Source organism: Sneathiella sp. (assembly GCF_029233945.1).
GTDB lineage: Bacteria > Pseudomonadota > Alphaproteobacteria > Sneathiellales > Sneathiellaceae > Sneathiella.
In genome coordinates this window covers 15,349-35,135 of the sequence record NZ_JARGOQ010000017.1, presented here as the reverse complement: position 1 = coordinate 35,135, position 19,787 = coordinate 15,349, and the positions used below count along the sequence as shown (strand labels likewise).

Here is a 19,787-nt window from a genome sequence, read left to right as displayed (position 1 = left end):
TGTCCTGCTGAATCTGTATTATCCCTCAACGACTCGATGCTACGGCTGATTGTTCTTCAGTTCCGAAGCAAGCTTTCACTACACGATTTTAGATGGCTTGTGTTTGTCATTTATTATAAATGAATGATTAGTCATTCAATAATTTTTGTCAATTCATTTTTTAAATTTTAGCCGCCTAATGCCGAAACGGGAATTAGGGAGAAAGAAGCAGCGCTTGCCAGATGTTTACTCGCAAAAAGAACGCCGGCGCTAAAACCCTTGGCAGGTTATCTTTTTTAAAAATGAATTGGTGTTTATTTTCAGGTGACTGTAAAATCCACCATACCAATGAAATGCTCTTCATTCAGAAATACAGTGATGCGCCTCAATATTAGTGATAGTGGTGCCTATAAAGAGGACAAGGGTAAACAGGATGACCGGATCGAAACTCTCAGACGGGCTTCAAGCAAAAATTACGAACACAGAACTTGTAGAGGAAAGACGTGGCCAGATCGTCAAGACAGCGATAAAGCTATTCTCTCATCAGGGCTTCTACAAAACGACCATTCAGGATATCGCCCGTGAGGCCGGTTTTTCCCAAGGGTTTATCTATCAGTATTTTAACAGCAAAGAAGAACTACTTCTTTATTCGCTACGGGTGGTTCTGGATGCGTATGAGAATGACATCCCCCCTCGCTTGCGTGGCATTCACCATCCTGTTGACCGCCTCTGTGCAACAATTGCTGCGTTTTGCTCCTCTGTCGATGCCCATAGGGCTGCAACGGTACTCGCATATCGTAGCTCGAAATCGCTAAAACCAGAGATGCAGAAATTATTGATGGCCGACGAGACCCGAACTAACCGGCATCTCAGAGAGGCTTTGGATGTGTGTTTTGACGAGGGATACATGATTGAGGTCAATCGTGACATAATGGTGTATCAATACCTGATGTATGCCCATAGCTGGGCCCTCAAAAGCTGGGTTTACAAGGATAAATTTACGATTGATGAATATATCCAGGAAGGTCTGAAAATACTAGTCCGCCCCCTCCTTACACCAAAAGGCGCAGAATTCTGGTCTAAATACTACTGAGCCGGTATTGAACTTTTGTTCGCTTATCCAAACAAGCAACAACATAATAGGTTGAACTAATTCATCATATTGTTGGGCAAGAAAAGCACCACCTCAGGGAATGCCACCAGAATACCAATAATAACCGCTTCGCCGAACAAGAACGGCGTAACACCCTTAAAAACTTCTCCCAATGGAATATCCGGTCGGACGCCGTGCACGACATAGCAGTTAAGACCTACGGGAGGCGTAATCATTCCAACTTCAATCAGCTTCACGAGCAAAACTCCAAACCAGATTGGATCGTATCCAAGACCGATTATCGCCGGATAAATAACCGGAAGGGTGAGCATCATCATTCCTAATCCATCAAGGATCATCCCCATCAGGATATACATGACGATAACGCCAAACAGAATGACAATCGGCGGCACGTCCAGGCCGGTGACAACAGCGGTAATTTCAGCGGGCAGTCCAGTAAAGGCAAGAAACCGGACGAAAACCATCACGCCCCAGATAACCATGAATATCATGGCAGTGGTTTTAATCGTTTCCAGCATGCCCTCCTTCAGGTTGTTTAAACTCATTCTCTTGAACATTGCCAAGCCCAAGATGATAGCCGCACCGATTGCCGCAGATTCCGTTGGCGTCATCCAGCCAAGATAAATCCCGCCAAGAATAATACCTACAACTGCAAGCACTCCCCAAATCTGCGTCAGAGCTTTCAACTTCCGCAGCATGGATGTGGGCTCCAGACGCGGCGCTAGCGATGGATTTACCTTCACCACAATTGTGATGACGGCAATATAGACAACAATGGAAATAAGGCCTGGCACCAGTCCTGCGAGTAGGAGCCGGCCAATCGATTCCTCAACAATGATCCCGTAAATAACCAAGATAGCACTGGGTGGTATAAGAGCCGCTAGCGTTCCGCCAACCGCCACCACACCCGCGGCAAGCGTGCGGCTATAGCCACGCTCTTCCATCTCGGGGATCGCAAGGCGGGTAAAAACCGAGGTGCTGGCAGTGCTGGCGCCGGAAACGGCAGCAAAGCTAGCGCTAGCAAAAATTGTTGCCGTTGCCAATCCTCCGGGCGCACGCCCAACCCATATTCGGGCAGCCTCATACGCGCCGCTAGTTATTCCGGCATAAAGCGCAAGGAACCCGATTGCGATAAAAAGTGGCAAGACACTAAACGAATAAGACGCCGAATTTGCATAGGGAATAATACCGGCAAGACCGAATGCTGTGAGAGACCCGCGCATCATAAATAGCCCGCTAATTCCGACAAATGCTGATGCATAGGCCACTGGTACGCCCATGAATATCAGCACCACCAGAAGAATAATCCCGACAATACCAAGTGTTAAGGGGTCCATAATTCTTTTCCTAACTGTAAAATGACAGTTGCTATTCTTGCGCCAGCTCGACTTGCGTAACAGTGATTGTCGGCGCGTCCGGATAGGTCACGAGCCGGAGAGCCTCAATTAGTTGCAATAGAAGTCGGGCAAGGAGCAGACTGAGCGCGACAAAAACAGCCAGCGTACCGGGCCATAAAGGAAGATAAATATTCGGTGTATTCCCACCGATCTCCCATGTGCGCATAAAATTGTCCCAACTACCCTTTACCAATGCCGCCACGACGCAGCCAGCGATAAGAAGGGAAAATGCCTCCAATACCCAGCGAGATCGACCTGACATTCGGGAAACGAGAAGGGTCATCCGAACGTTGCCCCAATTTGCCTGGCAATAGGCTATACCAAAAGCCGCCACAACGACCATAAGCTGTTCTACTATATCGAGACTTCCATGAATAGGAGCCCTGAAAGCGCTTCGGCCGATAACCTCTACAACCCCGAGCGCCAAGATGATAAGAACTACCATGCCAGCGAATATGGCAAACAGGTTTTCAATTTGCCTTAAAATGCTATGAGTCAGCCTAATAAACCGCCCCATTTGTTACCTCCAACTCTGCCTGTTAGTGGAAAAATGTGCCCGACATTCAGAACTTTGCCGACCACATTTTTCTGTAGCTTAACGTCTCTCATTTTTAACGTGAGACTGTTAGTTGGAATTCGCGTCTTTCGCGAGGGCGAGAATTTCGTCAAGTAATGCCTGACCATCCAAACCTTCCGAGTTGCGTGCAGCAACCCAGGCATCCCAGCTTGGTTGCACAGCCTGATCCATAATTTTCTCGACGTCTTCTTCAGAGAACCGAACTTTTTCGAGACCACGCTCTTCAAAAAGTTTTTCATTTTTCTCGTCGATTGTAACATAGGTGTCCACTTGGTGCTGGTAAGCAGCAGGCTTCACACGATCGATTAGTTCCTTATATTGTGGAGGAAGCGCCTCATATGCCTGTTTGTTGGCAACGAGAACGCATGTCAGCGAACCCAAAGAAGATTTTTCCGTTCTCCAATCTGATAGTTCGTGCAACTTATAAGCTGCAAAAGCATAAGTGTAAGGGAACGCCACCCCATCCATAACACCACGCTCCAAGGACTGATACATTTCCGGTGCTGGCACAGTGGTTGGGATTGCCCCGATGGATTTCATTAAGTCTCCAATACCGCCTGACGCACTTAACCGTAGCCCCTTCCAGTCATCGATGGTTTTTGGTGCATTTCCCTTACCCATTACTTCATAGTTCGGCATCAATGCTGTCATAAGAGGATAAGCATTCCAGCGTGCGAGTTCGTCGAGCACAACAGGATTATGTAGATACCCTTCGTGCACTTTCACGCGTGCCTCCAGATCAGTAACAGGAAGAAATGGTAGATCCAGTCCGGTAATCGCCGGGGTTTTCGAAGGATGATATACGGGGCAGAACATCGCTGCCTCAAACGCGCCAAGCTTGAGCCCATCCAAATTTTCTTTAGGGTCAGACAGCACACCGCCGTATTGGAGCGAGACTTCAAAGTTCCCATCCGTCGCCTTGGATATCTGCTCAGAGAAGGATTCCATCCCCTCCATAATCCCGCGACGTTTACCCCAAGTTGACAGCAGCCATTTGACTTTTGGCCCGTCGACCTCCGCCGCCTGAACGGTTGATACCGTCACGCCACCGGCAACAAAGCCCAGCGTTATCACCGTCACCATACTACAGGCCACCAGAGCCGCCATACTTCTAACTTTCATCGCGCTATCTCCCTTTTAGATTAGCTTGTTTTTACATGTATTTTTGAGTACTGACTGATTATTCATTCATATTACTATATTATCAATCTCGGGACAAACGTTTTTATGTTTCTTTGTCTTACGTTCGCCTGCCAATCGCCGACCGTCACCACCCTGGAGACCATAAATCAGGCGTTGCCAAGCTAATGGCTTGTTATGCCGCGGAAATTCCGCCGTTCACGCTGATCCCCTGCCCCGTGATCTTCGCACCGCCGGGGCCGGCAAGGAAGACAGCAAGCGGTGCGATATCAGCCGGCGTCACTACGCCGAGCTTGGCTTTCTCCTCCGCCTTTTTGAAAAGCCGCTTGGTAAACTCGTTCCCCATCAAGCGGTCATAGGCATCGGTTCCCGCGACGATCGATGGCGTCAGGGCATTGACCCGAATGCCATGCCGGGACTGTTCAAGCGCCATTGTGCGGGTGAACATCAGCGTGCCTGCTTTGCTTCCCCCGATCACCGCTTCGCCCGGTGTCGCGATTTTTGCGGCATCAGAGGACAGATTGATGATCGCCCCGCCCTCACGCTCGATCAGATGCGGCAGTGCCGCGTGACAGGTGTAAATCACACTCATGAAATGGGCATCCACGAGGGCATCGAGCCCCTCCGGGCTGTTCTTGTGAAACGGCATCGGCATATGATTGCTCGGGCCGGGAATGCTGGTCACCACGATATCCAGTTCGCCAAAGGCTTCGATTGTGGCATCCACAATTCGCTTTGCGCCTTCATATTTCGTCGAATCCGCCGCCACAAAACGGACATCCGTCTCTGGTGCCCGCTCTTTCAACCGCGCCACCGCATCGGCCCCACGCTTTTCATCGCGCCCGTTCAGCATGACACGTGGCACCCCTGCCTCCGCCAGCTGCGCACCAATCTCGAAGCCGATGCTTGAGGTAGAGCCCGTCAGCATGGCCGTGCATTCACTTAGTTGTCGAACCTTCATCTTGTTTCCTTACTTCAGTTCATTGATTTCTGTATTTTACCGTTATCCGAAAATCAGGGTTTTCGCATCCCGCAGCGCCGAGATCTTATCGGCGTCATATCCCGCGACAGTCTTCAGAACCTCTTCGGTATGCTGCCCCAGCCCCGGAACGTTCGGTCGGACATGAGTGCCTGTACCGCTCATCTTGTAGGGCGGATTGACGACGCGGAAGCTGCCTTCCGTGTCCTCAACCTCGACAAAACTGCCCCGGTGCTCGGCCTGCGGGTCCTGCATGGCTTCTCCGACCGTGAGATAGCGGGAGGCCGGAACCCCGGCGTCAAGTAGGATGTCCTCGCATTCAAGCGCCGTCCGCTTCGCCGTCCAGGCACCGACCCGCGCCATCAATTCGTCCCAGTTCCTGACACGGTCTCCCGCTGTCAGGAAAAGCGGATCCTCCATCCATTCCGGATGGCCCGTCACCTCACACAGATTCTTGAAATTATTGGCATTGATGGGCACGACGATGATATTGCCGTCCCGAGTCGGCAGCGGGCCATATCGGGGACGCCGCGCCGTGGAAGGTTGCTGCTCGAACTGGATTTCATAGATCAGCAGGTTCAGCATGCATTCCAGCAGCGTCGTGTCGATCTCCTGACCGATGCCGCTGCGCTCGCGCTGATAGAGCGCCGTCTGAATGGCGGACGTGCTGTACAGGCCACCGAGGATATCAGCGACAAAAACACCGGTAATCGCCGGTTTTTCCTGTTCCTCCTGATACTGAAGCAGCGTCAGGTCATATCCGCTCGCCGCGTGTATCATGGGGGCGTAGGCCGGCTTCTTCGATTTCGGTCCGTTCTGTCCATAGCCGGAGATCGAACAATAAATAATCCTCGGATTGATCTTGTCCAAGCTTTCATAATCCAGCCCCAGCCGCGCCATTACACCAGGACGGAAATTCTCGACAACGACATCGGAAGACGCAACAAGCGAGCGGATGACCTCAATTCCGGCCTCGCTCTTAAGGTCGATCGCGATGCTTTTCTTGCCGGCGTTAAGATGCCCAAAATAGCGGCTGCACTCCCCGCGCAGCGGCGGCTGAAACCGCATATAATCGCCTTTGGGCGGCTCAATCTTGATAACTTCCGCCCCGAGGTCCGCGAGCAGACGCGTACAGTACGGCCCGGCCATCATGGACGTGAAGTCAAGAACACGAACGCCCGCAAGAGCATCCTTCTGACCAGATTTCTGACTGTTATTACTCATCCAACTTTTCCTCTTGTTCAATCAGTTCATTTATAATGATTGTGCAAAATCGAACCGCCCGCTGGCAATGACCGTAACGTCGCGCTCCACCGCGCGGCAGCGAAAAAAGGCGCCCGCCTCGCCGTTTCGCCAAATCTCGATCCGCAAGGTATCGCCCGGCAGTGTCGGTGCCGAGAAGCGAACGCTTAACCGGCCGAATTTCTCGACATCATAGCCGCATACTGCCTTCAGCAGGGCATGGCCCGTGATACCATAAGTACAGAGCCCGTGCAGGATCGGCTGCGAAAAGCCGGCCTGCTCCGCCACATCCGGATCGGCATGCAGCGGATTGAAATCTCCGTTCAACCGATAGAGAAGCGCCTGGTTCCCGGTGGTCGGAATATCAACCTGTTGATCCGGTTCACTCGCAGGAATCTTCGCAGGTGCCGCAATGGACCGATTTGTTCCGCCGAAGCCCCCTTCCCCCTTCAGGAAGGCGGTACGGTTGACGGTCCAGACGGGCTGACCCGTCGAATCCCTGACGACGCATTCCACCTCAATGATGGCGCCGCCACCGGGCCCTTTGTCAATGAGATCGGAAATGCGGCTGTGGCCGGTCAGTTTCTCTCCCGGCGGGATGGGCTTATGCAACGTCACGCTCTGTTCACCATGGAATATACGGGTGATATCGATCCCCAAACGCGGATCCTCCGCCCAGAAGCCGGGCGTGCAGACCACAGCCGCCATCGTCGGCAACACCTTTATCTCGGGCCCATAGACAAACGGGAGCTCCTCCCGGTCCAGCGGATTCCGCCCCACCCCGACCGACAGGGCATAGAGGAAGCAATCCGACGGCTCTATGGTCTGAACCACCGGCGCAAATTTCCAATTCGCCACAACATCATGATTAAACGCCATGCTTTTCCCTATCGGTCATCTGTATTGTTTTTATTTAATGACTGATTATTCATTCATTAAATGGGCCGTAATGTCAAGCGCCGGAATACACTCCTGCCGCTATTTGACGGCACGATCCTTTCATTTTCGGAATATCGTCACCGACCGGTGAAGTTTGGCGCCCTCTTTTCGAAGAAGGCCGCTGTCCCTTCATCCACGTCATCACTGTCAAACAGTACCTGAATGGCCCGGGTTTCAAGGGCGAGCCCGCTTGCGAGCGGCGCATCCGCGCCGAGGAGCGCCACCTCCTTGGCGAGCTGTATGGCCAGCGGGGCCTTAACGGCAATCGTCGTGGCAAGCTCGACCGCCGCATTCTCCAGGCCGTCATCATCGACGCAGCGGCTGATGATGCCGAAACCAAGCGCCTCTTCGGCACTCAGAACCCGGCCCGACATCAGGATATCCATTGCCACATGTTTGCCGGCAAGGCGGATCAGGCGCTGGGTTCCACCGCCGCCGGGAATAAGCCCCAGCGTCACTTCGGGCAGAGCAAACCGGGCTTTATTTCCGGCAACGATAATGTCGGTGCTCATTGCCAGTTCGAACCCGCCGCCGAAGGCCGCACCGCGCACGGCCGCGATCAGGGGCTTGCTGAATCCGGCGATAGCCGACCACATCTTGTTCGTCGCCCGCTGCATCATTCCGATGGGGGATGTGCCCTTGAGTTCGGATATATCTGCGCCCGCTGCAAAAACCTTCTCCCCGCCTGCCAGGATAACCGCGCGGACGGACTTGTCCGCATCGAGCCGCGCAAGCTCGGCAACGAGCTCCTTGCGCAATTCCACGGACAGGGAATTGCGCGCCTTCGGCCGGTTAATGCGAAGGCGAACAACGCCCTCCGCCGGATGATCAATCAATAGGTCCTGCATCGAATTTTCCTTCTTTTGGTCAGGGAATCGGGATTGCCGTGAGCTCACCGAAGATGAGAATGACGCCTGCGCAAACCGTCAGCGCGATGATGCCGAACAAGCGGTTCCAGACAAGCGCAAGGGTCGTTGACTTCACCCCGAACATGCTTGCCGTGACGATGGTAACGCCAGTGTAGGGCGACAACGCAGAAGCGATGGCCCAGGCCACAAGAATGGACAAGGCGAGTAAAAGCGGATTAATACCAAGCGCGAGTGGATCAGCAAGCACGCCCAGCGCGATGGTGACGGAAATCAGCGGATTGACCGCCAGCACCCCTCCGGCAACAATCGCGAAGAATGCCGCCAGAACAATCATCCCCGGAGAGGTATGATGGCTTTGTAAAAAGGCGTTTATATCCGCGGACGGCATCAGAGCGACGAGAACCGGCCCCATAAAGCCCGCCACCAATAATATCCCGACTTCCGACGACTGCGAGGGTAGCGTTCTGAAAATCGCATTGGCCACCGGCCCGCGAAAGCAAACGGCAATATCGCCATGGGACTGGATCATGAGCCAGACAAGCGTAATAACCGGGATCGCCAGTGTCACCGCGACCGGCACCGGGACGGACGCCACCAATGACAGTACTGTGATGACGGAAAATATCGCCACAACAAGCAGGATCACGCGCATCAGTATTTTAAGAAAATATCTGCTTCCCCGTACGTCTGCTCCTTCTGTTCTCTCGGAAACCAGTTCAGGACTATTGTGTCGCAGCCAGACTTCCAATTGACTAACCGCAAAACTGAGAGTGAAGAGGAGTAAGACGCCCAGCAATCCGAATGGCGTAATCATCGATGATGTAACGCCCGGCACCTGGGACAGCACAACGACAAGCGCGAGCGACAAAGGTGACCATAACATGGTCGTCACGAATCCCTGAATGATTGCCAGTGCGGATTGCTGCTGCGAATAGCGGTGACCGGCTGTCGCCTTCTCCCGGTCCCGCGAGGAGGCGATCGAGCCCAGCAGGACGACCGATCCCATATTCATCATCAGGCCGAAGAGATGGCTGCCCAACAGAAGCATGAGAACGCGGCGTCCCTGCCGCTGCCGGACAATGATATTACCTGCCGCCTGCAGGAGTTGGGAGCGGAAAGCAGGTTCCCTCAACACCATGATTGCGGTGATGAAGGACAGAAACAGTTGCGCCCGGACCGCCCCCTCATTGAGAGTGTGCCACGCATCCTCGGCATATTGAAAAGTCAGCGGAAAGCATAAAAGGCCGAGCACCAGAAAAACCCGGATCACCCGGCTGCCGGATATCGCGACCAGCAGGCTGAACAGAATCATACCCGCCAGAATAGGAAACTTCAGCCATGTCATGCCGAAAATGCCCTGAAAGCCCGAGGCAATGGATACGCTGATCAGGAGAATGCCCTGAAGCGACAATATCCCCCGCGAGAATTTCTCGGGGAGATATCGCAAAAAGCCTGTGTTTAGGGTTGGATCACCGGGATTGTCGGGCGAGGTTGCCATTAACCGGGCTCCCCGCGCTGCTCACGCAATGGCGCCGGATTTGCGCAGCTCCGCCAGCTTTCCGCCGGAAAAGCCCCAATCTGTCAAGGCGGCGTCCGTATCGGCTCCGTCCGCATGGGGAGGGCCCTGAATTTCCGAGACAGTACGGCTGAACCGTGGCGCTGGTGCCGGATGGGTGGCACCGTCAATTTCCGTAAATGCCTGTCGTTCGGTATATTGCGGATGCTGGCTGGCTTCCTTCAGGGTCAGAACCGGGGCGTAACAGGCATCATATCCGGCCATCGCCGCGTCCCATTCATCCCGGGTTTTTTGGCTAAAGACATCCGCGAATATTTTCTTCATTTCCGGCCATTTCTCGCGATCAAACTGCTCAGGCAAATCCGTATTCTCCAGTCCCATAGCTTTCAGGAGTTGCTGGTAGAATTTCGCCTCCACCGCACCGACCGACACGAATTTTCCGTCGCTGGTCTCATACACATTATACCATGGAGCGCCGCCGTCAATCAGGTTGCGCTCCCGTTCCTCGTTCCAGAGACCGCCGCTTGTGTATCCATAGAAAGTTGTCAGCAAGGAGGCCACACCATCGAGAATGGCGGCATCGACCACCTGCCCCTTGCCGCTGCTTTTCGCCTCGAACAGGGCAGCGAGCATGCCAAGCGCAAGATACATACCGCCACCGCCAAGATCAGCTACGAGATTAAGAGGGATCGACGGCGCCTGCCCCTGCCGCCCGATCATGCCAAGCGCCCCGCTAATGGCAAGATAGTTTATGTCATGGCCAACATGATTGGCAAGCGGGCCGTCCTGCCCCCACCCCGTCATTCGGCCGTATACCAGCTTCGGGTTGTCAGTCAGGCATTCATCCGGACCGAAGCCGAGACGTTCCATCACGCCCGGCCGGAATCCTTCGATCAGGCCGTCCGCTTGCGAAATCAGCTCCCTGACAACTTCCCGGCCGCCCTCGCTCTTCATATCAATCGCAACGGACCGGCGGCCGCGGCGTGTCGTATCAAAGCGGACCTCTTTTTTCACGCCCAGCCCACTTGGAGATGTGCGATCCACGCGGAGGACTTCCGCGCCCATATCCGAGAGCAGCATTGCGCAAAAGGGACCGGGGCCAACACCGCCAAACTCAATAATTTTCACATCTGCCAACGGTCCCATTCTTATTCCTTTTTATTTCTGGATTTGATGTCAACCTGGTCTGAAAGGTTTAGAGTTCCATCAGCTTAGCGATGATATTGCGCTGAATCTCACTTGTGCCTGCACCGATGGGACCGATACGGGCGTCGCGCAGCATCATCTCAATGTCATAGGCTGTGGTGTAACCGGCGCCGCCGAAAATCTGCAGCCCCATATTCGCGACTTCAAAATTATTTTCGGTCGCGACAACCTTCGCCATGGAGGTTTCCATAACCGCATTCTGGCCATTGTCGAGCAGGTCTGCCACCCGGTAGAGGAACAGACGGTTGGTCTCCGCCTTCATGCGCATATCGGCAAATTTATGCTGGATGACCTGGAATTTACCGATGGAGCGCCCAAACTGTTCGCGCTGCTTCGCATAGTCCAGCGTGTAGTCGAGAATTTTGAACGTGTTCCCGGCGCCGACGGCGGCAATACACATCCGTTCAACATTCAGGCAGTCCATCAGGTTTTTCCAGCCTTCATTCTCCTCGCCGATCATCCAACTGGCCGGTGTCCGGACATTGTCGAGAAACACTTCGTTAGCGTGCGTCGTATGCCGGCCCAGCATATCAAGCGGGCGAATAGTGACGCCGGGCTGTTTCGCATCGACAAGGAAGATCGTCATTCCCTTGTGGCCGGAACCTGGCTTCGTCTTGGTTACCACAATCAAGTAATCCGCCACATGGGCACAGGTCGTGTAGAGTTTCTGTCCGTTAATGACGAACTCGTCCCCGTCACGAACCGCCTTCGTCTGGATCGAGGCGGCATCGGATCCCGCGCCCGGCTCGGTCAGGCCGAGGGCGAGTTTCGCCGATCCGTCAATAATCTTCGGCATCAGTTCTTCACGAACTTCCTTTGATGCATGGCGGCAAATATGCATGCCGGCATAGACAATTGTCGTATTATAGGCCGTAGCGATACCCCCGTAATGATAGGCCATTGCTTCGATGAGGACAGCGAGATCCTTGTTGCTGCCGCCGGCACCACCGAATTCCTCCGGATAGGCAAGTCCCATCCAGCCCGCATCGGCAAGCGCCTGATAGGCTTCAAAGGGAAATTCACCAGCCTTGTCCAGCTCCTTGATCTTTTCCCGCGGCATAACCCGTTCCAGCAGTTCAAGAACATTCTCACGGATCATCATTTGCTCTTCGGACAGGCCGAAGAAGTTGGTCGTCTGCATCATTATTATTTCTCCGATTGGCTGGCTTTTTTAGCGGCCAGTGTCATGACCATGGTACTGTGGATGCCGCTCTGGACGACCGTACCATCTTGATTGAGTATCTCCATTTTCCGGCGCAGAACGCCGCGATCAGGCTTCGATGTAGGGCGCGCCTCTAACACGGTGCTGCGAAGATAGACGGTGTCGCCGAACTTCACCGGCGCATGAAACCGCCACTCATCAATCCCGAGGGCCGCCAACGCCGTACCATCAAGGTCGCCGATCCGGGCACTGAGGCCAGTTGCGATAGAGAGGACAAGCGCGCCATGGGCGATCCGCTCGCCGAAGGGGCTTTTTGACGAATGCACCGCATCCGTATGGGCCGGGTTCGTATCCCCGGAAAGGCCGGAGAACATAACGACATCGGTCTCGGTAACGGTTCGGCCCGGGCTCAGCGCCACATCGCCAACATTAAATTCTTCAATAGCCTTACCCATTTACCCCCTCCTGTTTCTTGTTATTAACGGCAATCAGCGCATCGACACAGACCGCCCGTTCCGGCGTCACAATAACCGGATTAACATCCACCTCTGTTACTTTGTCTGAAAAATCTGAAACAAACTCCGAAAAGCGGACTATTAAGTCAGTCAAGGCTTCCAGATTAACTGGTTCGCTGCCTCGGAAACCGGTGAGCAGCGGGTAGCATTTCAGTCCTTTAAGCATTTCACCAACATCAGCCGGCGTTAGTGGTGCGAGCCGGACGGCCGTATCCTTCAGAAGCTCGACCATAACCCCACCCAGACCAACGGCGATCAAAGGACCAAATTGTTCATCAATCGTTGCGCCGACAACCAGTTCAACGCCATCCGGCGCCATTTCCTGTACGACAACTCCTTCAATCTTTGCGTCCGGAAGTTTGGCGGATACTGATTTGTACATCTCTTGAACAGCCACGCGCAGCGATGTTTCATCTGGCAACCCCAGTTTCACACCACCGACCTCCGTCTTGTGAAGAATATCCGGGGAGACAATTTTCACGGCAATCGGATAACCGATATTCCCCGCTTCCTGAACCGCCTCCTCCGCCGTTGCGGCGAAGGCTTCTTTCAACGGAGCAATACCATATTCGGCCAAAAGCTGTTTTGCCTTGGTTTCATCTAGGCTTTTTGCGCCCGGCTCCATTGCCTCGAATATTTGCCTTGCCTTCACGGCTGCGTTTGCAGGGCTGAGACGTGACACTGCCTTTTTTTCCTTTGGCAGGTTTCGGCGGCGATGCCATTCCTGCCACAGAGCAATCGTCTCGAAACAACGATCAGAAGAACGGAAAATACAGGCGCGTGTATCCGCATCCAGCACCTCACTGCCTGGGCCTTCCAGCCAGTCATTCATCCAGATCCCGACAATCGGCAAGCCCGTCTGCCGTGCCATATCACACATCAGCGGCGTTCTGGCACCGGAGCTTTCGGGACTTGCGAAGACGAGCGGCACGATAATCGCATCAAAAGACGGATCTTCGGCAAAGGCGTCAAAACAGCCAACAAAGCTTTCCTTGCTCTTCAAGACTTCCGCCGTCAGGTCCGACGGATTGGCGACGGAGCCGAAACCCGGCACGATTTGCCCTAGTTTCTCAGCGGTCTGTTTTGCCAGCGGCGGAAGTACGACTCCATGCTCCTCCGCCTTGTCCGCCGTTACAACTGCCGCCCCGCCGGAGGTGGCCAAAACACCGACCCCCTTGCCCGAGCGCGGCACACCGGCGCGGGCGAAAAAGTTAGCTGCTTCCAGCAGACCGTCGAGCCGGTTAATCGCAATGGCACCAGTCCGGGCGATTGCGGCATCGAATGCCTCGCGGGAGCCGACCATCGTTCCCGTATGCGACATGGCGGTTTTACTGCTGAGTTCACCGACGCCCATTTTATACACCAGCAGGGGCTTGCCTCGATCATAGGCTTTCTGGGCCGCCTCGACGAAGCGATTCCCATCCTTCACGCCTTCCAGCAGGCAGACAATCACCTTGGTTGCCGGATCATCTGCCAAGAAGGAGATGTAGTCGCATACATCTACATCACAGGAATTGCCAGACGCGAGATATTTACTGATGCCGATACCCCGCTCCATCCCCTGGAACAAAGTGTATCCAAGCCCACCGCTTTGCGAGATAACGGATACCGGCCCGTCGATGAGTTTAGTCTTGTAAAAATTGGGCATAAAATTTAGCCCGGCTCCCAGTGTTGTATTGACAAGCCCAACGCAATTTGGCCCGACGATCCGTACACCGGTTTCGCGGCCAAGATCGATAATCCGCTGCTGCGCGGCCTTATTCTCATCCGTTCCGGTTTCCGCAAAACCAGACGCAAAGACAATCACCCCACCAACGTTGCAGGCAGCGCACTCCCGAATGACATCCTCAACATAAGGCGCCGCCAGTGCAATAATTACACAATCCGGCGTCGCAGGAAGTTCCGATATTGAAGGAAAGCAGCGAAAGCCGGCTGTCTCCGAATATTTCGGATTAACTCCGAACACCTTGCCAGAAAAGCCCCGCATATTAGATAGTGTTCGTTCCCCAAAAGAGCCTGGCGTTGAGGATGCCCCAACAACCGCAACCACTTCAGGGGCGATCAAACGACGTAGATCGTCATAGTCGTAAACTGAACGCTTTTCTGCATTATGCATTGGTGCATTTCCCTTGTTGCTTTTTGTTTTCATGCATCTCGCAAACCTCTTCGCCGGCTTATCGGTTCAAGGCGACCTGTCAAGTCAACTCAATAGACTTTACGCGTGCGACGAATAAGTAAATTAAATGAACAATCATTCATTACAGAAAATATGTCAAGCACCTTTTCATCATCGAATGACACTGTAACGCATATCTTAAATGTGCGGCTCTTATCCACCCAATGGCGCTTCATTGCAGAGCTTGGAATAGTGTCGCCGGCCCTTTTCAGTAAAAAGCGCCGTCAGAAACAAATCCAAATTACCCTCGATATATTCTTCTACATTGTGGAGCTTACCCAATCGCCAGCTTTTGAGGGCCCATCCATGAGCAAGCAAAACGGCGCGATAAGAAACAAATTCAACATTTGCCTCCCTAAAATAGCCCGCATCTATACAGGTAGTAATACAATCGGAAATTATCTGATTTGTTTCGATTTCCATCTCTTTAATTTGATCCCGCATGGGGGACGGTAGAATGGCGGTATAACGATAGGCAAGAAGAGTCGCTTTTGGTTTGTCCGCGACCACTTTTATATAGGCCGCCAACGCTGCGGCGAAGCGTTTCACGGGATCGTCATATTTTATGACTGCTTTTGGAACCTCGGTTTTGTAACTTTCGAGCACAGCTATGATTGCAAGCGACAGCAGCTCTTCCTTATCGCGAACATAGTTGTAAATAAGGCCTGGGCTCGCTCCCGCCTTCTCCGCTATTTCCTTAACAGTTGTTTCGTGAAAGCCGTTATTCGAGAACAAGTCCGTCGCCGCAATGACAAACTTTCTTCGGCGTCGGGCTGCAGGACTATTTCCCGCTGAACTAGTACGTTGCTTGATTGACTGGGAGTTGTCCATTCACCCTGTCCTTCCTATCAAATGTCCTTGGCTAAAATTCATCTCTCTGCACAATTATGTTGAAACAGCCAATTCTGAAACCAAGGATCTGCAAGCGCGAGATTGCCTGATATCTTGATTGTTCCGTCTTTGGCCGAACAATACCATCGAACATCTATTGACACCAGTACTAAACTGAACCATCATTCAGTTTAAACAATAAAACCAATTTCTCGATCGTATGAATTCGGGGAAAAGCGAGGGAAAGAATGAATCGGAATGTAGCAGTTCTTGGCATCGCGGCGACGCCTGTCGGTAAATACCAGAGCGATGCCTCTGCGGACATACACACACTTGAACATGAAGTGCTGGCAAAACTAGTGATTGAGGCGATGAAGGATGGGGGACTGCCGAAGGAAGAGATTGATAGTCTTATCCTTGCGCAATGCCGCCCCTACACCCAGCAGAAGTACTTCGCGACCTTTATGGCCAATTATCTGCGCATGCCTTGTGCGGCATCTGTCATGGAAGTGCTCGGTAACGGCATGACCGGCGGCATCGCCCTTGAGCAGGCGATCCGCGACATTGAGAGCGGACGCGCCCGTGCAGCCCTTGCCATGGGTGCCAATTTCGAAAGCGCGACGCCATCTGCGGAACATATGAACAGCAGCATGCGCGCGACCGGAGATGTCGATTTCCATACACCCTTTGGCCTTACCCCGATTGCCTGGTATGCGATGGATGCCAACCGGTATATTCACGAGCATGGCTCTTCTCGGCGGGAACTGGCAACGGTTGCCGTCAAGGATCGCTACCATGCCTCCCTCAACCCGATTGCCCAATATCAGAAAACAATAACTTTAGATGAAGTGATGGCTCAGCGTGAAATCGTCGAACCGCTCGGGCTCTATGAAGTGCCGCCCCGCGGCGATGGTGCTGTTTGCATCCTGCTCTGCTCGGAAGATATCGCGAAGGCTTCCGGTAAACCCTATGTCCTCGTGCGGGGCCGTGGTTTCTATCATGAGGGCGTCCACCAAATCAGTGAAATTCCCAACGACATGATTGCCTTCAATTCCCTTCAGCGCGCAAGCAAAAACGCGTATGAGAATGCAGGAATTACAGCGCAAGATCTCGATTTCGCAGAAATTTACGCTCCTTGTACAATCGTAGAAGTGCTGGCGAGTGAAGCGATGGAACTTGCGCCGCGCGGCAGGGGCGCGCGCGCAGCAGCGGATGGAGAAACCACGCTCGGCGGGCGCATCCCGATTTCGACATCCGGTGGATTATTGTCACGCGGTCACCCCGCCTATGTGACACCGCTTTACAATATGTATGAGGCGGTGGAACAATTAAGGGGGGATGCGGGCAAACGGCAGGTGGCAGACGCCCGGCTCGGCGCAACAAGCTGCGAGCTTGGAAATTACAACGCCGCGATGGTGCAAATTTTGGAGGCAGTAAGATGAGTATTGAAGTTATTAAAAAGGGCCGCCCACGTGCCTACCCGCCGCGACCAACGGAATGTACGGTGATTTTTTGGGAAGCACTTACAAAAGGCAAATTCCAGACAACCAAATGCAATGATTGTAACAGCTTTACCTTTCCGCCGAAGCCTGTCTGCCCCCACTGCTGGTCAAGCTCGGTAAGCTGGAAAGAGCTGTCGGGCAAGGGAACGCTCTATTCCCGGACAACAATTTATGCCGCCCCGGCAACCTTCAAGAACGAAACCCCGATACATGCCGGGATTATTGATCTGGAGGAAGGTATTCGCATTGCCACACAACTTCTTGAGGATGACCCCATTCCCATCGACAGCGCCGTCGAGATCGTAGCAATTCTTTATTCAGATGGGCCGCTCTATGGGGCGCGAAAACCGAAATAGAAAACCAGGATAGAACCGACAGGATATCAAATTGTCGGACTACTTCTTCTGGTCCTGCTTTGCATTGGCGATTGGCACATCTTCCAGCGCATAAATCAAACTACCTATCCCTACATCCGGATGCCCTTGTTCCAGCACCAGACGATAAGTAGCAAGAAGTTGTTCGGCAATGGGAAGAGCGGCACTATTTTTTTTGGCGAGATCACAAGCAATCCCCAGATCTTTGATAATTGTCTTGGTTGATCCGGATAATTCTCCTGACGCCATCCGAGGCATATAGTGCTGCAATAACGCTGAGTCTGCCCATCCACCGCGCACTGCCTCGGGCAATAACCTGATATCCAGTCCAAATCGAGAGCCAAGAGATAAAGCCTCGGCAATCCCGGCAATGGCGCTGGCAGATATCATCTGGTTGCAGGCTTTTGTCGCCTGCCCGCATCCTGACGGTCCCATATGAGTAATTTGCCCGGCAAATGTGGAGAGTAGGCCTCGCGCGCGCCTGAGATCCTCGACCTCACCGCCAGCCATAACGGCTAAGGTTCCTGCACGCGCGCCAACAGGACCACCGGATACCGGCGCATCAACCCATCCTGCGCCTGAAATTTTCCGTAACCGCTTAGCCATTTCCCGTGTGCGCTGTGGATGAATTGTTGACAGATCAACCAGGAGTTTGTCCGTTCCAGCGTCTTTCATCCCGTCAGCCAGGCCGCGAGGTCCAAAGACTACCTCTGCAACCGCGTCAGTATCCGAAACGCACAAGCAGATGATATCACATGAAGCGGCAATATTAATAAGGGAGACGCTTTCGATAGCTCCTGCCTCAATGGCGGGCGCTAACTGCTCTTTTCGACGCGCCCAAACAGAAAGTGGTAAACCCATCTGCATTATTCTCAGGGCTATGGGCATACCAAGTGCACCTAACCCAACAAAGCCAAATTTCATCATCCCTCTCCCCGTATGGGCCTTTCATATGCACGCTGGTTTTGATTACCTCCCTGTGAGGTACAGGGCGATCGACGGAAAGGCGACCAGCAAAGCAACAATCACAAGTTCTGCGAAGAAGAACGGTAGGACACCCCGGAAAATGCGGCCGGAGGACGTGTCCGGCGTTATCGAGTTCATAATAAAGACATTCACGCCAATCGGCGGCGTGATCAGCGCCAGTTCCGCCATGACAACCACATAGACGCCGAACCAGATCGGGTCAAACCCCATGCTGATGATGACCGGATAAACAAATGGAATGGTCAAAAGCATCATTCCGAAAACATCCAGTACGCATCCCAGCAGGATATATATCAGGGAAAGAACGAAGATAAAGGTATACGGACCAAGGCCCATTGCTGCGACAAAATCAATCGTCAGTTCGGTAATTCCCGTCAGGGCAAAGAAACGCGCTATCAAATGTCCGCCTATGACGATAGCAAAGATCATCACAGTCGTCAGAACTGTATCCTCCAAGGCATCTCGCATTGCTGTCCAGGTAATACGTTTTGTCAGACAACCATATATGAGAACGCCTATTACACCTATTCCTGAGCCCTCTGTCGGGGTGAAGACGCCAAAATAAAGGCCCCCGATTATCAACGCAAAAAGCCCTGCGATCGGCCCAATGGATGCCAACGAACGAAACCGGACACCCCAACCGGGACTTGGGATAGGCGGCCCCAGTTTCGGATTGATCAGGCAACGGACGAAAAGAACTGCAGAGAAGACAAAAGCCGTCAAAATACCAGGAATAATTCCAGCGACAAAAAGCTGGCCGATAGAATTCTCTGTCATGAATCCGTAAAAGATAAAGATGATGCTAGGCGGTATCAGTATGCCCAGGGTTCCGGATGCCGCCAAAGCCCCTGCCCCGAGCTCCATATCGAATTTGTAACGCTTCATCTCGGGAATGATAAGGCGGCCCATGGTCAGGACCGTTGCTGTGCTTGATCCTGTGACCGCACCAAAACCTGCACAGCCAAAAACAGACGCAATCGCAAGTCCGCCCGGCAATCGGCCAAGCCAGTTCGCCGTACAGGTAAACAACTCAGACGCAATTCCGGTATGGCGAACTATATTCCCCATCAAAACGAACATCGGAATGGCTAGCAGAATAAAATTCGTGCCCTGGTGCCAAAAGATAAGAGTCGCCTGCGATAGCGCGGGCGTCAAACCGGCAATCGACCAAAGCCCCACCAACCCCACGGTCATTAGGGCGAAGGCAATCGGAACGCCTGTTGCAATCAGAAAAAAGAGCGCCGCCGTCCCGATCAACCCTATATTGCCAAGTTCCATAGTG

General features: G+C 53.1%; 18 protein-coding genes. 3 read left to right on the top strand and 15 right to left on the bottom strand.

Annotated features, from left to right (window positions below; all coding sequences use genetic code 11):
• Positions 1-412 precede the first annotated feature (412 nt).
• On the top strand, positions 413-1,072 hold the full coding sequence (locus P1U71_RS07635) for a TetR/AcrR family transcriptional regulator (RefSeq protein WP_301104975.1): 660 nt from the start codon (positions 413-415) through the stop codon (positions 1,070-1,072).
• Positions 1,073-1,128: 56 nt separating this feature from the next.
• Here P1U71_RS07635 and P1U71_RS07630 read toward each other — a convergent pair whose 3' ends face one another.
• From P1U71_RS07630 to P1U71_RS07570, 13 genes are all read right to left on the bottom strand, one after another.
• Positions 1,129-2,430, bottom strand: a complete 1,302-nt coding sequence (locus P1U71_RS07630; protein WP_301104974.1) for a TRAP transporter large permease — start codon at positions 2,428-2,430, stop codon at positions 1,129-1,131.
• Positions 2,431-2,461: 31 nt separating this feature from the next.
• Positions 2,462-3,007 carry a TRAP transporter small permease gene (locus P1U71_RS07625; protein ID WP_301104973.1) on the bottom strand — a complete coding sequence of 182 codons (546 nt, stop codon included), beginning with the start codon at positions 3,005-3,007 and terminating at the stop codon, positions 2,462-2,464.
• Between the two features lie 108 nt (positions 3,008-3,115).
• Positions 3,116-4,189, bottom strand: coding sequence for a TRAP transporter substrate-binding protein DctP (gene dctP / locus P1U71_RS07620; protein WP_301104972.1), 1,074 nt, complete (start codon positions 4,187-4,189; stop codon positions 3,116-3,118).
• A gap of 193 nt (positions 4,190-4,382) precedes the next feature.
• The gene (locus tag P1U71_RS07615) at positions 4,383-5,168 is read right to left on the bottom strand and encodes an SDR family NAD(P)-dependent oxidoreductase (RefSeq protein WP_301104971.1); all 786 of its coding nucleotides are present in this window, start codon (positions 5,166-5,168) and stop codon (positions 4,383-4,385) included.
• Positions 5,169-5,210: 42 nt separating this feature from the next.
• Complete coding sequence (locus P1U71_RS07610) at positions 5,211-6,410, bottom strand: CaiB/BaiF CoA-transferase family protein (protein WP_301104970.1); 1,200 nt, start codon at positions 6,408-6,410, stop codon at positions 5,211-5,213.
• Positions 6,411-6,440: 30 nt separating this feature from the next.
• On the bottom strand, positions 6,441-7,307 hold the full coding sequence (locus tag P1U71_RS07605) for a MaoC/PaaZ C-terminal domain-containing protein (RefSeq protein WP_301104969.1): 867 nt from the start codon (positions 7,305-7,307) through the stop codon (positions 6,441-6,443).
• Between the two features lie 137 nt (positions 7,308-7,444).
• Positions 7,445-8,215, bottom strand: coding sequence for an enoyl-CoA hydratase-related protein (locus tag P1U71_RS07600; RefSeq protein WP_301104968.1), 771 nt, complete (start codon positions 8,213-8,215; stop codon positions 7,445-7,447).
• A 19-nt stretch (positions 8,216-8,234) separates the two neighbouring features.
• Positions 8,235-9,734 carry a hypothetical protein gene (locus tag P1U71_RS07595; RefSeq protein ID WP_301104967.1) on the bottom strand — a complete coding sequence of 500 codons (1,500 nt, stop codon included), beginning with the start codon at positions 9,732-9,734 and terminating at the stop codon, positions 8,235-8,237.
• A 21-nt stretch (positions 9,735-9,755) separates the two neighbouring features.
• On the bottom strand, positions 9,756-10,898 hold the full coding sequence (locus tag P1U71_RS07590) for a CaiB/BaiF CoA-transferase family protein (protein ID WP_301104966.1): 1,143 nt from the start codon (positions 10,896-10,898) through the stop codon (positions 9,756-9,758).
• A gap of 49 nt (positions 10,899-10,947) precedes the next feature.
• A complete protein-coding gene (locus P1U71_RS07585) occupies positions 10,948-12,102 on the bottom strand; it encodes an acyl-CoA dehydrogenase family protein (RefSeq protein ID WP_301104965.1) in 1,155 nt (384 codons plus the stop codon).
• Positions 12,103-12,104: 2 nt separating this feature from the next.
• Positions 12,105-12,575: a MaoC/PaaZ C-terminal domain-containing protein gene (locus P1U71_RS07580; RefSeq protein ID WP_293960126.1), complete on the bottom strand. Its 471-nt coding sequence runs from the start codon at positions 12,573-12,575 to the stop codon at positions 12,105-12,107.
• Complete coding sequence (locus P1U71_RS07575; protein WP_301104964.1) at positions 12,568-14,751, bottom strand: acetate--CoA ligase family protein; 2,184 nt, start codon at positions 14,749-14,751, stop codon at positions 12,568-12,570. Before P1U71_RS07575 ends, P1U71_RS07580 begins: the two co-directional genes overlap by 8 nt.
• A gap of 213 nt (positions 14,752-14,964) precedes the next feature.
• Positions 14,965-15,642, bottom strand: coding sequence for a TetR/AcrR family transcriptional regulator (locus tag P1U71_RS07570; protein ID WP_301104963.1), 678 nt, complete (start codon positions 15,640-15,642; stop codon positions 14,965-14,967).
• 248 nt (positions 15,643-15,890) lie between these two features.
• Between P1U71_RS07570 and P1U71_RS07565 the strand changes: the two genes are divergently transcribed.
• The gene (locus P1U71_RS07565; RefSeq protein ID WP_301104962.1) at positions 15,891-17,084 is read left to right on the top strand and encodes a thiolase family protein; all 1,194 of its coding nucleotides are present in this window, start codon (positions 15,891-15,893) and stop codon (positions 17,082-17,084) included.
• Positions 17,081-17,500 (top strand): Zn-ribbon domain-containing OB-fold protein, encoded by a 420-nt coding sequence (locus P1U71_RS07560; RefSeq protein WP_301104961.1) that lies wholly within the window; start codon positions 17,081-17,083, stop codon positions 17,498-17,500. Before P1U71_RS07565 ends, P1U71_RS07560 begins: the two co-directional genes overlap by 4 nt.
• 39 nt (positions 17,501-17,539) lie before the next feature.
• Here the strand turns inward: P1U71_RS07560 and P1U71_RS07555 are convergent, their stop codons facing one another.
• Together P1U71_RS07555 and P1U71_RS07550 are read right to left on the bottom strand one after the other, a co-directional pair.
• Positions 17,540-18,445, bottom strand: coding sequence for an NAD(P)-dependent oxidoreductase (locus P1U71_RS07555; protein WP_301104960.1), 906 nt, complete (start codon positions 18,443-18,445; stop codon positions 17,540-17,542).
• Positions 18,446-18,487: 42 nt separating this feature from the next.
• Positions 18,488-19,783, bottom strand: coding sequence for a TRAP transporter large permease (locus P1U71_RS07550; protein WP_301104959.1), 1,296 nt, complete (start codon positions 19,781-19,783; stop codon positions 18,488-18,490).
• Between the last annotated feature and the right edge of the window lie 4 nt (positions 19,784-19,787).

Excerpts from the sequence above, each read along its gene's own strand:
- P1U71_RS07635 (WP_301104975.1), top strand. The coding sequence starts at position 413 with ATGACCGGATCGAAACTCTCAGACGGGCTTCAAGCAAAAATTACGAAC.
- P1U71_RS07630 (WP_301104974.1), bottom strand. The coding sequence starts at position 2,430 with ATGGACCCCTTAACACTTGGTATTGTCGGGATTATTCTTCTGGTGGTG.
- P1U71_RS07625 (WP_301104973.1), bottom strand. The coding sequence starts at position 3,007 with ATGGGGCGGTTTATTAGGCTGACTCATAGCATTTTAAGGCAAATTGAA.
- dctP (WP_301104972.1), bottom strand. The coding sequence starts at position 4,189 with ATGAAAGTTAGAAGTATGGCGGCTCTGGTGGCCTGTAGTATGGTGACG.
- P1U71_RS07615 (WP_301104971.1), bottom strand. The coding sequence starts at position 5,168 with ATGAAGGTTCGACAACTAAGTGAATGCACGGCCATGCTGACGGGCTCT.
- P1U71_RS07610 (WP_301104970.1), bottom strand. The coding sequence starts at position 6,410 with ATGAGTAATAACAGTCAGAAATCTGGTCAGAAGGATGCTCTTGCGGGC.
- P1U71_RS07605 (WP_301104969.1), bottom strand. The coding sequence starts at position 7,307 with ATGGCGTTTAATCATGATGTTGTGGCGAATTGGAAATTTGCGCCGGTG.
- P1U71_RS07600 (WP_301104968.1), bottom strand. The coding sequence starts at position 8,215 with ATGCAGGACCTATTGATTGATCATCCGGCGGAGGGCGTTGTTCGCCTT.
- P1U71_RS07595 (WP_301104967.1), bottom strand. The coding sequence starts at position 9,734 with ATGGCAACCTCGCCCGACAATCCCGGTGATCCAACCCTAAACACAGGC.
- P1U71_RS07590 (WP_301104966.1), bottom strand. The coding sequence starts at position 10,898 with ATGGGACCGTTGGCAGATGTGAAAATTATTGAGTTTGGCGGTGTTGGC.
- P1U71_RS07585 (WP_301104965.1), bottom strand. The coding sequence starts at position 12,102 with ATGATGCAGACGACCAACTTCTTCGGCCTGTCCGAAGAGCAAATGATG.
- P1U71_RS07580 (WP_293960126.1), bottom strand. The coding sequence starts at position 12,575 with ATGGGTAAGGCTATTGAAGAATTTAATGTTGGCGATGTGGCGCTGAGC.
- P1U71_RS07575 (WP_301104964.1), bottom strand. The coding sequence starts at position 14,751 with ATGCATAATGCAGAAAAGCGTTCAGTTTACGACTATGACGATCTACGT.
- P1U71_RS07570 (WP_301104963.1), bottom strand. The coding sequence starts at position 15,642 with ATGGACAACTCCCAGTCAATCAAGCAACGTACTAGTTCAGCGGGAAAT.
- P1U71_RS07565 (WP_301104962.1), top strand. The coding sequence starts at position 15,891 with ATGAATCGGAATGTAGCAGTTCTTGGCATCGCGGCGACGCCTGTCGGT.
- P1U71_RS07560 (WP_301104961.1), top strand. The coding sequence starts at position 17,081 with ATGAGTATTGAAGTTATTAAAAAGGGCCGCCCACGTGCCTACCCGCCG.
- P1U71_RS07555 (WP_301104960.1), bottom strand. The coding sequence starts at position 18,445 with ATGATGAAATTTGGCTTTGTTGGGTTAGGTGCACTTGGTATGCCCATA.
- P1U71_RS07550 (WP_301104959.1), bottom strand. The coding sequence starts at position 19,783 with ATGGAACTTGGCAATATAGGGTTGATCGGGACGGCGGCGCTCTTTTTT.